Here is a 16,925-nt window from a genome sequence, read left to right as displayed (position 1 = left end):
TGCCCTCCTCCGAATGAAAGGACGGCCTAGGGGCCGCCCTTGTTCTTTAACTCTTTATTTCTGCAGGGATTGATACCATTCATTGACCTCAGTGGTCACTTTGTCGCCGCCTGTAGTTTTCCATTTCTCTACAAAGGTATCGAATTCGTCTACCGGTGCTTTGTCATAAATAATTTTGTTCAGAATTTCCTTCTCCAGCTTCTCCAGCATATCTCCGCGGGCGAGCTGAGTTTCAGTAGGTGTACCTGTGAACATCTCAGGCATTACACTGTCCTTCTGGTCGATGATGATCTTGGCTGCTAAGATCTGCTCAGGAATACGCTCGGACAGATTCTTCTCATACTGGTTAGCAGGCTCAGCGCCGCCGGCCAGCTTGGCCAGTGTATTCATCATCAGGTTAGGAATAATAGCTCCATCATAAGTCAGAGTGTAACGGATCGCATCCACCCAGCCGCCTGGAATCTTATCCGTATCCTGCTCTTTCAGGACGGTTCCGTCTTCAGCGATATCATAGTCATAGCCTTTGGCAAAGCCGTTCACGAAGGTTGTGCTGTCCGGGTTAGCCCAGTTATCAAACAGATAGTTCTGGTAGACGAAGAATGCGTCTTTATGCTCCATATCCTTGTTGATCAATACAGCACCGGAGGCGATCTTCGTGCCGTGTCTGCCTACCTTGCCGTCCGGGCCTGCCGGAAGCGGATAAGCCTTATGCACTGCACCTGGAACGTTCTTCTGCAGATCCGGCAGCGGCCAGCCTGTCATCCAATAAGGGCCGACAATGATACCGGATTTGCCTGCTGTAAAAGCTTCTGTTGCTTTGTTCTCATCATACAGACCGGATTCGGAGGAGATGTAGCCTGCCTTCATCCACTTCTGCATCGTTGCCAGACCTTGCTTCATCTCCGGCTGAACAGAACCGTAAGCGAGCTGGTTGTCCGCTGTCTTGTTCCACTGGTTAGGCATCGCGCCGAACATCCCGAAGACCCATCCGGCTTCCGACATCCATGTGTTCAGGTTGTTTTTGAAGCCTACAGCCAGTCCCGTTGTATCCTTCTTGCCGTTGCCGTCAGGGTCCTGGTTCGTGAACGCATCGAGGACGGTTTCCAGCTCAGCCAGATTCGTCGGAGCCTTAAGATTCAATTTCTTCAGCCAATCCTCACGGATATACATAACCGGATCATTATTATAAGCGTTTTCCAAAATCGGGATACCCATCCGCTTGCCGTCTCTCATGTAGGGATTCCACACGGTTGGCTCTTCAGCCATCGCTTTTTTGTAGATATCGGAAGCATATTTGTCGAACAATTCGCCCGCATCGGTGAACTGGCCGCTGTCAATCAGATCGGAGATCAGGGAAGGGCTGCCGCGGAAGGAGATGATATCCGGCATTTTCTCACCTGAGGTCAGCATCAGGCGCAGCTTGGTTTCATAGGCGTTGTTCTGGTCACTTACGGTCCAGAGATACTTGATGTCAATGCCCAGCGTATCCTTGGCCCATTTGGTGTGCACGTTATTTTCAATATTTTCGCCATTCTTGAATTTCAGGCTGCTTGCGATGGGAAATACGGTTGAAATGGTTACCGGCTCTGTATATTTACCATTCTCAAAGGGAGCCGAATACATCGCGTCTTCGCTTGCCGCCGGCTTGTTGTCCCCTTCTGCCTTCTTGTTGTCAGCATTGCCGCCGCATCCGGCCAGCAAGCTGCCCAGCATGACTGTGGATAACACTGCTGCCGCAGAAAATTTCATTTTCTTTATCATTTAATCTTGCACCCCTTTAATTAAAATTTAATCATATTAATTATTTGAGTCAATCTTTTTTAGCTTCCAGCGCGTGCATCACCCCCTTTAAATAGGAAGGACGGCTATTCCTTAACCGCCCCGAGGACAATTCCCTTCACGAAGAAACGCTGCAGGAATGGATACACGATGAGGATTGGTGCCATTCCGATGAAGATCTGAGCGGCTTTGACCGTTCTTTGTGAGATATTCTCCAGATCCTCCGGCCGTACGGTCACCTTACTGAAGTCCTGCTGAACAATGACCGACTGCAGGAAGGTCGCCAGCGGATAATTGCGGTGATCCGTCATATAGAGCAGGCCGTCGAACCAAGAATTCCAGTGACCGACAATCGTGAACAGCGACAGTGTGGCAATGGCCGGCATGGATACCGGAAGATATACGCTGAACAGTGTTCTGAAATGACCTGCGCCGTCGATGAAGGCGGCTTCTTCCATTTCTTTGGGCACGGCCCGGAAGAAGTTAAGCAGCAGAATGATATTCCATACCGAGACAGCTCCCGGCAGAATCAGTACCCACAAAGAGTTCATCAGGTGCAGCTTCTGGATCAGAATGTACATCGGCACCAGACCGCCGCTGAACAGCATGGTGAAGACCAGCAGCCAGATATACAGGTTCCGGCGTCTGAACCGGGCGTTCTCTTTGGACAGTGCATAGGCAGCCAGAATGACGATCCCCATGCTAAAAGCAGTTCCCAGCACCGTGCGCTGCAGCGTCACCCAGATGGACCGGGTGAAATTCTCATTGGCTACGGTCTTGGTATAGGCGTCCACTGTGAAATCTACCGGCCACAGACCAACCAAGTTGGCATTAGCTGCCGATTTCCCGCTGAACGATACAGCAAGGACGTGAATCAGCGGGACAACACACATGATCGAAACTGCGATCATCAGGATATAGTTGAACACGGTGAAGATGCGGTAAGGTTTTGTTTTATGATACATGCCAGATTGGCCTCCATTCTAGAAAATACGGTAGTTAGCAAATTTATACGATAGGCGGTAAGCTGTTACGATCAAGACAAAGCTGACAACGGATTTGAACAATCCGACCGCCGTGGAGAAGCTGAACTTACCGTCAACAATTCCTAGTCTGTAGACAAATGTATCGATGATGTCCCCTTTATCGAAGACAAGCGCGTTATACAGGTTGAAGATCTGGTCGAAACCTCCGTTAAGCACGTTACCCAGCGCCAGTGTTCCTACCACGATGGTAATCGGCAGCATGGCCGGCATCGTAATCGACCAGGTCTGCTGCCAGCGTCCTGCTCCGTCAACCTCAGCAGCTTCATAGAGTGCCGGGTTAATTCCCGCCAGGGAGGCCAGGAAGACGATGGTGTTGAAGCCGAACTCTTTCCAGACATCACTCACTACTACGACAAACCGGAACCAGTTCCCGTCACCCAGGAAGAAAATCGGCTGGATGCCGAATACACTGACCAGTACCTGGTTGATCAGACCGCCGTCTCTGGCCAGCAGGTCGGAGAGGATACCGCCCAGGATCACCCATGACAGGAAGTGGGGCATATAGACAATGGTTTGTACCATTTTTTTGAACGCCATCTTGCGGATCTCATTCAGCAGCAGTGCGAATAAGAAGGGAACGATCAGGTTGGCGAGCATTTTCAGCCCGGCAATAATCAGTGTGTTCCAGATGATCTGAACGTTCTCGGGAATACTGAACAGATATTCAAAATGTTCCAGCCCCACCCACTTGGAAGCGCTAAAGCCTAAGCCCGGCTTGTAATTCTTGAAGGCAATCGCAAGTCCTGTCATTGGAATGTAGGCGAAGATCACGGTTAGGATCAATGCCGGCAGAACCATCAGATCGAGGCTAAGCGTCGATTTCCATTTCGATTTTTTCCGGGGACTCCCCGCATTTACATCCAGTTTCTCGCCTTTTACGCTGGCTGGCGTAACCAAGTTTTTCATGCTTCTGCTCCCCTTTGCTGGTCAACGTGTATCCGTTTACTTTGTTTATAAATTAATAATACCTAGCCGGACATGACAGATACATGATAAATACAGAGCATTGATAACAAAATGATAACCACAGGCAGTTTTGAACGTAGCATTACGGTGGCACTTGGATGGACGCTCCGCGAACGAAACGTTGTTACAATCGCTGTGGTCTCCGCTGTTTAAGCGGGGGCAATATTTACTGCAAAAGAACAAACCTTTACGAAGCTATCCACTAACCATGACATGGCGGATTGTAGCTTAGATTAGGTTCAAACAACTTCAAACAGCCATGAGAAACTTCGGCAATTCTGAGGTACCCCGGCAACATTGAGTAGCTTCTAGTTACGCCGCCCAAACGATGGTTGCGATGGCGTAAAGTAAGTTGTGTACCACAATTTGGAGCCTAGCCAGGCACCAAAAAAGTAGGGTATCCTCGGGTTTACCACAACACCAAGAAGGAGCCCTACTCGATGACTATTGTACCCGAACATATGCTAAATAATCTATTTGAAAAACTTGTTAAAGACTTCATGAAAGAGAATATGGAATCGCTCCTGCGTGCCGAAATCCAAGGGTTTATGTCGAGTGAAGAAGCCGGTGCCAGCAATAGCCGTAACGGATACTATACACGGGATCTGCATACGAGATACGGCCATATCGAGGATCTTCAGGTTCCCCGGGACCGCCAGGGTCTCTTTCAAACTCAGATGTTTGAACCCTACCAACGGCGGGAGGGCTGGCTGGAAGAAGCGGTGATCCAGATGTATAAATCCGGCATGGGAACCCGGGACGTGGCCCGATTTATTGAAAGCATGTTCGGCAGCCATTACTCGCCCACCACCATCAGTAACATCACCGCTACGGTGCTGGAGGATATCCACCAGTGGCAGAAACGTCCGCTGAGCAAACGCTACTCTGTGATCTACCTGGATGGGCTTACGTGAAGCTTAAACGGGGCACGGTCCGGGGCGAAGTCGTCTATTTTGCCATGGGAATCGACGAAGAAGGTCAGCGTCAAATCCTGGGGTTCTACGTAGGGGGTCAAGAGAGCTCGAATGGCTGGCGGGAGGTGCTCAAAGATCTGTACGCACGCGGGGCCCAGGAAGTGCTGCTCGGTGTATTTGACGGACTGCCGGGGCTCGATGCGGCCTTTAAAGAAACCTACCCGCAGGCGGATGTGCAGCATTGTGTGGTGCACAAAGTACGAGCCACGTTACCCAAAATCCGTGTGGAGCACAAAACCGATGTGATTAAGGCCCTGAAGACCGTGTATGATGCACCAGATGAGGTCGTGGCCCGGGCGAACTTTGACACGGTGAAAGCGAAGTGGAATGCGTTATACCCGAAGGAAATGCGGTCTTGGGAGGAGCAGCTTTCGACGTTACTGACGTTCTACAAGTACCCGGAACCGATGCGTAAAGCGATTTACACGTCCAATCCCATTGAGCGAATGAACAAGGAAATCCGCAAACGTCTGAAGCCGATGAACAGCCTGACCAACATGGATGCGGCAGAAAAAATCGTGTATCTGGAGATGTTAGGCTACAACGAAAGGTTTGGGCAGCGAGTCACCCCTGGCTTTGGGGTGGACACGGTGAAAAAGAAGCTCAGCCAGCTCTATGAAGCCCGCTACCCTTCGTTGCCCACAGTCGTAGAAGAGTAGCCAATGAATCCAATTTCTGGGGGTCGGGGTTCCCCCTCCCCCCAGAAACACTACACCCCCAACCCGTAACCCCGGGGAGGTACTTCTACTCATTTACACAAACTTCTTGACGCTACCATGGTTGCACAGCCTACTACAGAATTAGTTGGAAAAACGAATCTTAATTTAGCCGTTTTGGAGCTTTTGAGGAAATTAGGTGGATTTATGCTATTTATTTTCGAGTAAATCTTCTTTTTGTTCTGGCCCCGGCGTAACAAGTGCCTTTTTTCCAACTGTTGTCCCGCTAGGTCAATTCCGCGCGCGAACAAGTGTCCAAAATCCAACTATTTCCTGGCATAGAAGTCGGTTATCCGCCCGCTCCAAAGCGTCATTCTCCACCCATCGATTTTCGCCCGCCCGGATGGCACACTCCCTCCCATCACAAAAAGCAGCGGCCCCCCTCATCGGGAGAACCGCTGCTCGCTGAAGGCTATATACTTGCTGAGGCTAATCTACTAATTCGCTAATCTACGGGTTGAGACCGATTATCCGGTACACTACCACCGCAGCCTGCTCCTTGGTCATCTGGGCCATCGGCAGGAAGTTGCCGTTCTGTGCGCCTTGGATGACTCCGGCAGCCTGTAGCTTCTCTATAGCGCCTGAAGCTTCCGCGCTCAGCTGGTTCAGATCTTTGAATTCTGGAACCGCTGCTGGATCGGCCTTCAACTTGATCTGCTCCAGCTGGATGAGCCGGTTCAGCATGACTGCCATTTCTTGACGGCTGAGTGTATCGCTCGGACTGTAGAGCCCGTCTGCTCTACCTTTTACAATACCTAAGGCTCCAGCAATGTTGATAGCCTCGGCAAACGGGGAATCCTTACTGACATCCTTGAAGCCTGGAGCGGCTGCTCCAGCTTGGAGGTCAAAAGCATCGACCAGCAGCTGGGCAAATTCCGCCCGGTTCATCAACACCCCTGTCTCATAGGAAGCCTCTGCTCCCAGAGGAAGTATCCCGCTTGCAGCCAGAGCTTCAACGCTCTCGGCAGCCCATTTGCTGCCCTTGTGATCCGGCAGCTTCACTGTGGCCGCCGCATATTGTCCAAGCTCCTTAGTCTTGAAGGAGACATAGCCTGTCGCCGGATCATATTGACGATCCTTCACAACTGCAAGCTTACCATTCTCCAGCACCTGATAGACCGCAAGCTGGTGCGCCCGCTCGCCTGACTTAAGCTCATAAGGCAGCAGCAGGGTAAGCGCAGCAGCGTCCACCGCTGTGTTCTTGGCTCCACGGATCGCAAGCGAGAAGTCCAGTACAGCCGCTCCATCCAAGCGGGTCTTCACTGCTGCCGGCCATCCGTCCTGGCCCACACGCTTAACTTGAAGCTGAAGAACATCCCCAGCCTGCGTATCCTGTAATTTCAGCAGCTGTGTGTTCAGGCTCAGCACTGCCCCGAAGCCGCTCTCAATACGAATCTCCTTAATCTTCGGCTGTGCAGCTAGACTCTGAAGCGGAAGCCCCAGCTGCAGCGCTTGGGTCCCTGAGGCAGGCTTGACGGCAATCTTCAGAATGCCGCTGTCCAGCGACTGAAGAACAGCCTGATTTACTGCATCCGGCGCGAGGTCCACATTCAGGATTCCCGCCTTATCCGGGGAAGTCTGAACGGTCAGCTTGCCATCTGCGAAGACCGCTGCCGGAGCCGGTGATTTCACAGATGGTGCCGAGCCTGGCGATGGAGACGAAGAAGTCCCATCTGTAGGGGTTGGCGGTGCCGCCTCAGGCAGCGCAAAGGTCAAAATCCCGAAGTTTGCGGTATCCCGCCACGTATCCTCTCCCCTGTCATTCCATTTACTCGTACTGCGGGTGCCGTCGCCCCGGTCATCATTGATCTGGAGATCGAGCCCGATGGAGCTTCCCGCCGCCCCCTTGATCGTGCCGAAATTGATCTTAGCTTCGACGCGGTACCCGGTGTCCGTATGGACTACCGCGCTGGTCAATCTGCTATCCGAGGCTCCTCCGCCAAAGGACGCCACATTATTAATGTTAATCCGGTATTGGCCGTCATCCCCCTCATAATACGGGGTTCTGCTGAAATTCTCATCGATGAAGATCTCCACGGAGTCCTGGTCCCATGGATTCGCGGCATCCGCCTTCAGCAAGGCGTCCTTCACATCAATGATCAGATAGAGGCTGTCCTCCGTCCACATCGATCTGGCTTCTGCGGTGGTACTGTAAGGCGCGGCAGACATTGTCACCTGAAAAGGCCTCGCCTTCTCCCACTCCGCATCCATCTGTCCGTCGATCTTCACCTGACCCTTCAGCGATTCCGCTGAATTAGGCATGGCAGAGAGTCGCAGAACTCCGTAATGACTGGTATCATTGTCCTGGGACCGGCTTCTATCATTCCAGTAGGCAGGAACAGAGTCGGGAACACCGGCGTCACTGACACGGATATCAAGACCCAGCTCCGCGTCTGCGGCACCCTTGACGGTTACGAGCGGAATTCTTGCTTCAATGACATAACCGCCCTCGCGTTCTGTGCTGGTGAAGCTGACTCCTTCGGTCCCGGAGCCCGAACGCGGCAAGCTGATCTTGCGGTCATCCGGCTGATACGCCGTAGTCTTCCCATTGTTCTCATCCAGGAAAAGCTCAACCTTGTCTTCCGCATTCCGGCTGGCATCGGTAACGTCTACCTTCACATACAGGTTATCGGTATCCCACAGCGTATGAACCTTGGCAGTTACTGTACTGCCCTGTTCCAGCGGAACCCCTGCTGTTTTGCTCCACAGGGCTTTCCCGGCTGCGCCTGCCTGAGGCGTACCCTCAAGCGCCACGGCTACATTGTGAATGGCCGGCAGCTTGGACGGGTCCACTGCCCCCCAGAATGCAGGCTTGGCCTTCAGCTGCTCATCGAACAGCATGGCATGGTTGTTGTAGCTTTTCTCATCCTGCACGCCCCAAATGGAGACCGAGGAGATCGTGTCCTTGTACTTCTTGTAGAGCTCGAACAGATCATTATAGCGTTTGCCCTGCCGCGCAGCGATATCTGCTGGCAGCGGTGAAGAAGGGCTAATGCCCGAATCTACGTCCAGCTCAGTGATTTGAATGTCCAGATCAAGCTGCGAGAATTGCTGAATCGTCTTTTCAATCTCCGAAATGGATGGGGAGAACAGTCCGTGATGCGACTGGAGGCCCACGCCGTCAATCAGATTCTTCGCCTTGAGCGTCTTCAGCAGCTTGTAGATATGCTCACGCTTTTCCGGTACCTCTGTGTAATAATCATTGTAATAGAGCTTCGCTTCCGGGTCCGCCGCACGGGCGAATTCAAATACCTTCTCGATATAGTCCGGACCAATCAGGTTATACCAGGGGGACAGTCTCATCCCGTCCGGGCCGCCGCCATTGTCGGCAATCGCTTCGTTCACTACATCCCAGGCATAGATTTTGCCTTTATAGCGGTGCATAACGGTCTCGATATAACTCTGTAGACGCGTAAGCAGCAGCTCTCTGCTTGCCTGCTGGCCGTCAGGACCTGTGAACATCCACTCGGCAGCATCCACATGCCACAGCAATGCGTGTCCGCGAAGTCCCATACCGTTCTCCTGGGCAAAATTCACATATTTATCCGCCCCGTCGAACACATAAGTGCCCTCGGAAGGAGCCAGGAATTTGGGCTTCATTTCATAGGTAGCTGTAATGCTGTTGAAATGCTTCTTCAGCAGCTCCCCATAGACCCCTTCCATTTGCCAAGAGTACGCAGCAGCACCAATAGCGAAATCGTTCGCATAGATGTCTTTTAGCGCAGGGATATCCTGTTCAATGCTCATCTCAGGCGCAGGTTCAATAACTACATCATCTACATAAAAAGATAACGTATCCACAGTCTCCTCTGTAATATAAGGAGTCTCCACGAACAGGTTCACCTCAGACGGCTGGTCGCTGTACTGGAAAGTCCCCTTCAGCAGATGCCATTGATCCCACTGATCCGCCTTAATATCAACCTTATCGATCGCATTCCAGCTCTCGGAGCCGGCCTTCTTATACACTGTCATTTGCAGGCTTTTGTCGGCCTCCGGCTTCTCCTTCAGGCGCACATACAGCGAGAACTGGTAGCTCTTGCCCGGCCGCAGATGCTCCTTCACACTCAGGCTTGGCCCATGGAAGCTACGATCTCTTCCTTCGACCAGCATACTGTGAGTTCCGGTATTAGCCGTATCCTGACTCACCGACAACGATTCCGGGCCAATCCGGTTCTTCCAGCCCTGAAGCGTTCCGTCTTCAAAATCCGTGCGCAGCCCTTCCTCCCCTTCCGGGACTTCAGCCGCTGCGGTGGTAATCTTGATATCATCCACGTAGAATGCGGTTCCTGCTGCGGCTTCTGCATAAATCTCCGTGAAGCCTACCTTATCGCCTGTAATAAAAGTACCTTCCAGATACGTCCATTCCCCGGACCCCTTCGCTCCGCTAAGTTCCGCTACAAGCGTCCAGTCCTCTTTTTCGCCGATTTTGGTATGTACCGTGAGTTTGACCGGCGCCGGAGATTTCACCCATGCTCCCACAGTGTAGGCTGTGTCCGGAGTCATGTGGTCCGTCAGAACCTGATTAGGCCCTTCCCAATCCTTGGTCCGTCCATCTACGTACAGACTGTAAGAGCCTCCATGATAGACCTCCTTCGTTACTGTAAGCTGTTCGTCGCCCTTCTTGGTCCAGCCCTGTGCGGTGCCGTCCTCAAAGTCCGAAGCAAGGACAACTGCCGGATCTCCCTCATCCGCAGCATAGGCCGGTGTCCGCATCGGCAGCACCGAAGCCGCCAGGACGACCAGCGCCAGCCCTAGGCTCATCATTCGTTTACGCTTGAGCATCTGTACCCTCCTAAGAATCTTCTTTATAAAGCGCTTACAGATTGAATTATAGCGGATTGGAAATCGTTTACAAATAACAATTTGATAGGATTGATAACAAAATGATAATAAGAGCGGAGAAAAACCCGCCATAGTCACCCCCGGCTCCTTCCCCCTTGCACCAGCACGGCAACATCCGGCGCAATGTGATCGGTTTTTCGATTACATTTGAACCACACACCACCATCCGGCGCAATGTAATCGGTTTTTCGATTACATTTGGTCCGCACGGCACCATCCGGCGCAAGGTAATCGGTTTTTCGATTACATTTGGTCCGCACGGCACCATCCGGCGCAATGTAGTCGGTTTTTCGATTACATTTGGTCCGCACAGCACCATCCGGCGCAAGGTGATCGGTTTTTCGATTACATTTGATCCGCGCGGCACCATCCGGCGCAATGTGATCGGTTTTTCGATTACATTTGGTCCACGGACCTACGTCTCACCCATTGTGTTCGGTATTTCGCATACATTTGGCCCGCGCACCTACCCAAACAACGCAAAAACAGCACGCTCCACAATCTGAAGCGTGCTGCAATTTGCATAACTGTTGTTCACTCTGTCTTATCTGCTAAGCATACCGTACCACAACACGTTCCCCCGCCTGCATCTCAATACTCACCAGGCCGTCCGAATCCGGCTCCAGCAATAGCCGGTCTTCTCCGCGCGTAATCTCCAGAGGGCGCTCTGCCAGCACCCGGCAGACTCCCCCAAGATGAGCAGTAACCTCCGCTTGCCCGAGAACGCCAGCGCTCCAGGTCAGGTTCACTTCATAGCCGCCCCGGGCCCGCAGGCCCTTCACCCGGCCTTCGCCCCAGCTTGAAGGCAAGGCTGGCAGAAACTCCAGATACCCTTGATGCGATTGCAGCAGCATCTCGGCAATTCCGGCTGTAGCTGCGAAGTTCCCGTCAATCTGGAACGGCGGATGGGCGTCGAACAGGTTCGGGTAGACGCCGCCGCGTTCATTGTTAACGGCCTCCGGCTGAACTAGTGTCAGCAGGTTAGTGATCAGCTGCTTGGCGCGGTCACCTTCCTTGAATCTGGCCCATAGGCCAATTTTCCAGCCCAGGCTCCAGCCAGTTCCGCCGTCCCCGCGAATCTCCAGCGACGTTCTGGCCGCTTCGAACAGCTCAGGCGCCAGCGCCGCAGTGACCGATCTTCCCGGGTAGACTCCGACCAGATGGGAGACATGGCGGTGATGCACATCCTCATCCTCCATATCCGCCGACCACTCCTGCAGCCGGCCTCCGGCACCAATCTTGAGTGGCAGCAACCGCGCGCGGGCGGCTACCAGCTCAGCCGCGAATTCGCCGTCCAGCTCAAGCAAGCCGGCAGCAAGACTGCAGTTCGTGAACAGCTCCGCGATCAGCGACAGATCCATGGTTGCCGCTTCGCTGACGGCATACTTCTTGTCGCCGTCTACGATTTTGTGCTCAGGAGAGGTCGATGGTGAGGTAATCAGGTACCCCTCCGGGTTCTCGATCAGCCAGTCCAGGCAGAACAAGGCCGCTTCCTTCATTACCGGATATGCGGTCTCCCGAAGATAGGACAGATCGCCGCTGAAGGCATAATGCTCCCACAGATGCTGGGTAAGCCATACCCCGCCCATCGCCCAGGATGCCCAGACCGGGTCTCCGTCGCCGTAGCCGCCAACGGGAGCCGACTGCGCCCAGAGATCGGCATTATGATGGGCTACCCAGCCGCGCGCGCCATAGTTAATCCGGGCCGTCTCACTGCCGCCAGCCGCCAGCCTCCGGGTATAGTCAATCAGCGGCTGATGCAGCTCGGACAGATTGGTGACCTCTGCTGGCCAATAATTCATCTCCGCATTGATATTCAGTGTGTAATTGCTGCTCCACGGCGCCCGGGTATCCTGGTTCCAGATGCCCTGGAGGTTCGCCGGCTGTGTGCCGGGACGGGAGCTGGCAATCAGCAGATAACGGCCGTAATGGAACAGAAGCTCTACCAGCCCCGGATCATTGCTGCCGTAGGCGGCAATTCTCTGATCCGTCGGCATGCCCTCTGGAGCCAGGCTCTCTCCCAGATGCAGCTCTACCCGGTCAAACAGCTCCCGGTGATCGTCAACATGACGGCCCAGCAGCCCGGCATAAGGCTCACCAATGATCCGCTGTACAGCCCCAGCTGTCTGCTGACTTACATCATAATCCGCCTTCACTGTGCCGGACTCCGCATCGAAGGAGGTTGCCGCGCTGAAGTATAGAACCGCTTCCGTTGCGCCGGTAACCTGGATACCGTCTGCACTTGCTTCCAGACGGCCTCCAGTCTGGACCGCAGCCAGACGGCCGTGGAACTTCAGACTCCGCGGGGACTCTCCGCCGTAACGGACCGGCTGATCGACTTCGTAATAATTCGGCGCCACATATTCAGGAGCATGTCCGCTAATCGTGTATTGCTCTCCGTCTGCTTCCGAACGGTGACGGAGCGGACTGTCCAGCTTCGCCCGGAAGCTGAGGCGGTGCTCCTCGCTGGCCGTTAAGCGGACAATGATCGCCTGGTCCGGGTGAGAGGCGAAGACTTCCCGGGTATACCGGACACCGCCGATTACATAGGAGACGGTACCAACACCCGTGGACAAGTCCAGCTTCCGGCTATATTCCCCGTCTATGGTCTGCCCGTGCTCCATCGTAAGCAGCAGATCGCCGAACGGCAGGTAGGACTGGGCGTAGGGGCCCATCATTTTTTTGCATAGTTCATCCGCTTCTTCATTTCTGCCTTCTGCAATCAGCGCCCGAACCTTAGGAAGAACCTCACGGGCTCCCGGATTATTCCAGTCTGTCTTGTACCCGGACCACAGCGTGTCCTCATTCAGCGCCAGACGCTCCTTCTCAATGCCGCCAAAAATCATGGCTCCCAGCCGTCCGTTCCCGACTGGAAGCGCCTCCACCCAAAAAGTGGCAGGGGTATTAAATGAAATATTCATTGCGCAGCTTACCTCCATACACCTTAATTTCTAATCTGGCTGAACCCTTCCATCCTGATAAATCCTGATAACCCTTTCATTATATAGGCATCTGTCAGGAAAGACGAATCCGCAGAGTATACTCAAGCGGAGTAATGAGCGTTATGATGACTTTCTGGCAGCCTTCGGGATAGCTCATCCCGCGGATATCGGCCAGGTGATGCTCATGACAGCCCTGCTCAAGCTCCATCCAATCCTCCCCGGAGCTGTAACGCAGCGTCCCGGCGGTCCAGAAGGATGTCTCGCTCATACCCGGTACCGGCGTCAGCGCGGAGCCTTCGAGTCTGCCCTCGCTGCCGAAGAGCAGGACAATCTGGGTCAGCACATCTGCCGGGGACGGCGCTGAGTAGTGCAAATCCCAGCCTGCTTCCCACTCGCTTACCTTCACGCAGACACTGCTGGTCTGGTTATGAGTAAGCGGCCGCTCGCTATGAGGCAGCAGATACCACGGGCTGGTAGGCAAGCCGGTGCGCGGAGGCAGCTTATCTGCGGGAATAGTGCCATAGTAGCCCTTATCGGCAGCAGACTCCAGTTGGAATCCGTCCGCTGTCTCTGTCAGTGAATCCATCGTAATCTGTCCCGGCCCGAAGCTTGAAGCCAGCTGAACCCCCAGCAGCCTTGCCCGGCCATGCCGCAGCGAGAACAGCGAGGAAGCCTCGGTCATCACGCTTACACTGGTCTCTCCGCTGCGTACCCGGGCAACCGGTGCGCCGAATTCCGTATGCTGCTTGCTGTGGCGGACAGGCCCGCCGTAGCCGTCCTGACCGATCCGGCCGATCAGCTCCTGACGGTTGAATGCACCATCTATTACCTTGCGGTAGCTGTCCGGCAGGTCTCCCGGCGCGACTGAGGCCGCCTGCATCTGCGGATAGAGCAGGAATCCCAGCATAATCTGATTGGGCAGCGAGCCCGGATGCATCACCGAGCGGCTTGCCAGCTCCGCAAGAGCTGCGAATTCCGGGTCGCGGTCCTGCTCTGCCATCAGCTGATAGCACAGATAATAGTCAGCCAGCGAGTAGACGCTGCCGAAATCCTGCCGCCCCGAATAATCGGTGACCACCTCACCGTCCGGGTGAACCAGATATTTCATCATCCGCAGATTCTGGCGGACCGGCTCCAGCAGCTCAGGGCGGTTCAGATCCTGCGCGGCGTAATAGAGCATAATGTCACTGACCGTATTGTAGATTCCGTTACTCCGCTCCGTCCATTCGCCGTCCGGCGTAATGTCCATCCCCTCTTGAAGCCATTCTCCGGCTCTTGCCTGCAGCTCCTCCAGGGCAAAAATCCGGTATAAAGACCCCAGCGCGGCAGTCAGCACCCAGCGGTGATTCGGGGTATGCACACCCCCGGTCAGCATCGCCGGAATCGTCCGTTCCAGGAAGACTCTTATCTGATCCGTTACCGGCTTCAGCGGCGGCCAGCTCTGCCGCTCCAGCAGCGTGAGGATATTGGCTAATCCGACCACCACGAACGCCGTATCCGGCGGGGAATGATAATTCGTCCAGCCCGGCGAGATCGTGCCGTCCTCATGCTGGAACCGCAGCATGAACGCCATCCCCTCATGCAGCTGCTCCAGCAGTACTATATCCCGGTAATACCGGGACTGCTCATTCACCAGCGCAGCCGCCCATGCCGCCAGATACTGGGCCGTGCCGGTGTGATTCGGCCAGGCTACGCCGCTCAGCGGATCACGCACACCCCCGAAGTACCGGCTCTCCCGGTCATTAATCTGCAGCTCCATGGATTCCTGTGTCCATTTGTCATTAATGTCCGTTATCTTCTTGAACATCTGTCTGCTCACCCTTTCACCGCCCCGGTCATCACACCGGAGACGAAGTATCTTTGCAGCCATGGATAGACGAGTAGAATAGGCACTGTGGCGAACACTACAGTAGCCGCCTTCAGACTCTCCGGCACAACCGTGCTGATCGCATTCCCCTCCATTCTCATCATATCGGTAACCTGGCTGTTCTGGATCATATGATAGAGCTTAAGCTGGAGCGGATACAGCTCCGGCTTCGTGATATACATCAGCGTATCCTGGAATCCGTTCCATCTGCCGACGGCATAGAACAAGCTTAGGGTAGCAAGCACCGGCATGGATAACGGCAGAATGATACGGATTAGCGTCCCGAACTGGCTGCTGCCGTCGATCTCAGCGGACTCCTTGAGCGCGTCCGGAATACCGGCCAGAAAAGAAATCAGGATAATCATATAGAAGGGGCTGATCAGACCGGGCAGCACCAGCGCCCAGATCGTATTCAGCAAATGCAGCTCCCGTGTCAGAATATACTCTGGAATAATACCGCCGCTGAAGAACATGGTGACGACAATGATGAACATGAAGATTTTACGGCCCTTCAGATCCTTCTTCGACAGGGCGTAGCCCGCCGCAACCGTCATCATCATGCACAGCGCTGTGAACAGCACCGTCAGGAATATCGTGAAGACCAGCGAGCGGATCATCGCGGCATCACCGAACACTTTTTTATACGCCTCAATATTGAAGTCCATAGGGAATAAAGTCACTTTGCCCGAAGCAATCGGGACCGTTCCGCTGAAGGATACAGCGAGAATATGCACGAACGGAATCAGACATGCCAGCACCGATAAGGTCAAGCAGATCACAATCCATGTATCAAACGCCTTGTTAGCTGCTCTTTCATTCATAATGTACACTCCCGATCCAAAGGTTGATTATAGGATGCTCTCGTCTGTAAGCTTCTTGGAAATATAGTTCGCTGCCAGCAGGAATAGAAGTCCGACCACCGCCTGGAACAACCCAACCACCGTAGCCAGCGTATACTGCCCCGATTCCAGACCGATCCGGTAGACAAAGGTACTCAGCACATCCGAGTATTCCATAACCGCAAGGTTACCGATCACGAACGGCCGCTCGAAGCCAATCGAGATCATGTTGCCCAGATTAATGATCAAGAGCGTAACAATCGTCGGCTTGATTCCCGGGATCGTAATATGCAGAATGCGCTTGATTCTTCCGGCCCCATCGACCTCCGCCGCTTCGAACAGCTCTTTATTGATGCCCGCGAGTGCCGCCAGATAGAGAATCGTCCCCCAGCCTGCGCTCTGCCAGACACCGGTCAGCAGGTAGGTGATCAGCCAATAATTTTTGTCAGAGAGAAAAGGAATGGCATCCAGCCCCAGGCTCGTTAACAGGTTGTTAATCATCCCCGACTGCTGGCCGAAGAGCTGGTACACGATCCCGCCGATGATTACCCAGGAAATAAAATGCGGAATATACAGAATCGTCTGAGACAGCTTCTTGAACCAGACCACCTTCAGCTCAAACAGCATGATCGCAATAATTAAAGGGGCGGGAAAAGAGACGATCAGATCCAGAACGTTCAGCATCAACGTGTTGCGTAAGGTTATATAAAAGTCCTGATTCGCAAATACCTCGCGGAATCCGTCAAGACCAATCCATTCACTGCCACCGATGCCTTTGAAAAAGTTGAAGTCCTTGAACGCAATCTGCACTCCATACATTGGACCGTACTTGAAAATAATAAAGAACAGGATGGGTAAGACCAGCAATGCGTACATCTGCCAATTTCTGCGGAAATAACGGGTGTATCCCACAACGATTCCTCCTCCACTATGCCATGAGGCTGTAAGGGGAAG

General features: G+C 53.7%; 9 protein-coding genes and 1 pseudogene. 2 read left to right on the top strand and 8 right to left on the bottom strand.

The features are described from left to right. Window positions 1-54 precede the first annotated feature (54 nt). The 3 genes from NST04_RS12995 to NST04_RS12985 form a co-directional block, all read right to left on the bottom strand. Entirely contained in the window at window positions 55-1,749 is a 1,695-nt protein-coding gene (locus NST04_RS12995) for an extracellular solute-binding protein (protein WP_341184566.1), read from the bottom strand. Window positions 1,750-1,865: 116 nt separating this feature from the next. Then, entirely contained in the window at window positions 1,866-2,744 is an 879-nt protein-coding gene (locus tag NST04_RS12990; RefSeq protein ID WP_341184565.1) for a carbohydrate ABC transporter permease, read from the bottom strand. 18 nt (window positions 2,745-2,762) lie between these two features. Beyond that, window positions 2,763-3,722, bottom strand: coding sequence for an ABC transporter permease (locus NST04_RS12985; protein WP_445667916.1), 960 nt, complete (start codon window positions 3,720-3,722; stop codon window positions 2,763-2,765). A gap of 509 nt (window positions 3,723-4,231) precedes the next feature. Between NST04_RS12985 and NST04_RS12980 the strand changes: the two are divergent. After that, window positions 4,232-5,424 (top strand): annotated as a pseudogene (locus NST04_RS12980) (IS256 family transposase). A 507-nt stretch (window positions 5,425-5,931) separates the two neighbouring features. On the opposite strand, the gene NST04_RS12975 reads toward NST04_RS12980, so the two are convergent. Then, window positions 5,932-10,263: an endo-1,4-beta-xylanase gene (locus tag NST04_RS12975; protein ID WP_341184564.1), complete on the bottom strand. Its 4,332-nt coding sequence runs from the start codon at window positions 10,261-10,263 to the stop codon at window positions 5,932-5,934. Window positions 10,264-10,418: 155 nt separating this feature from the next. Between NST04_RS12975 and NST04_RS12970 the strand changes: the two genes are divergently transcribed. Further along, window positions 10,419-10,829, top strand: a complete 411-nt coding sequence (locus NST04_RS12970; RefSeq protein WP_341184563.1) for a hypothetical protein — start codon at window positions 10,419-10,421, stop codon at window positions 10,827-10,829. A 45-nt stretch (window positions 10,830-10,874) separates the two neighbouring features. Here NST04_RS12970 and NST04_RS12965 read toward each other — a convergent pair whose 3' ends face one another. From NST04_RS12965 to NST04_RS12950, 4 genes are all read right to left on the bottom strand, one after another. Continuing rightward, a complete protein-coding gene (locus NST04_RS12965) occupies window positions 10,875-13,244 on the bottom strand; it encodes a glycoside hydrolase family 95 protein (protein ID WP_341184562.1) in 2,370 nt (789 codons plus the stop codon). A gap of 94 nt (window positions 13,245-13,338) precedes the next feature. Further along, window positions 13,339-15,072, bottom strand: coding sequence for a hypothetical protein (locus tag NST04_RS12960; protein ID WP_341184561.1), 1,734 nt, complete (start codon window positions 15,070-15,072; stop codon window positions 13,339-13,341). 8 nt (window positions 15,073-15,080) lie between these two features. Further along, the gene (locus tag NST04_RS12955; protein WP_341184560.1) at window positions 15,081-15,953 is read right to left on the bottom strand and encodes a carbohydrate ABC transporter permease; all 873 of its coding nucleotides are present in this window, start codon (window positions 15,951-15,953) and stop codon (window positions 15,081-15,083) included. Window positions 15,954-15,980: 27 nt separating this feature from the next. Beyond that, window positions 15,981-16,847 (bottom strand): ABC transporter permease, encoded by an 867-nt coding sequence (locus NST04_RS12950; protein ID WP_341018635.1) that lies wholly within the window; start codon window positions 16,845-16,847, stop codon window positions 15,981-15,983. Window positions 16,848-16,925: the final 78 nt, after the last annotated feature.

Origin of the sequence: Paenibacillus sp. FSL H7-0756, from assembly GCF_038006765.1 — a bacterium.
In the GTDB taxonomy this organism is placed as follows: Bacteria; Bacillota; Bacilli; order Paenibacillales; family Paenibacillaceae; genus Paenibacillus_AQ.
This window is presented reverse-complemented; position numbering and strand designations above follow the sequence as displayed.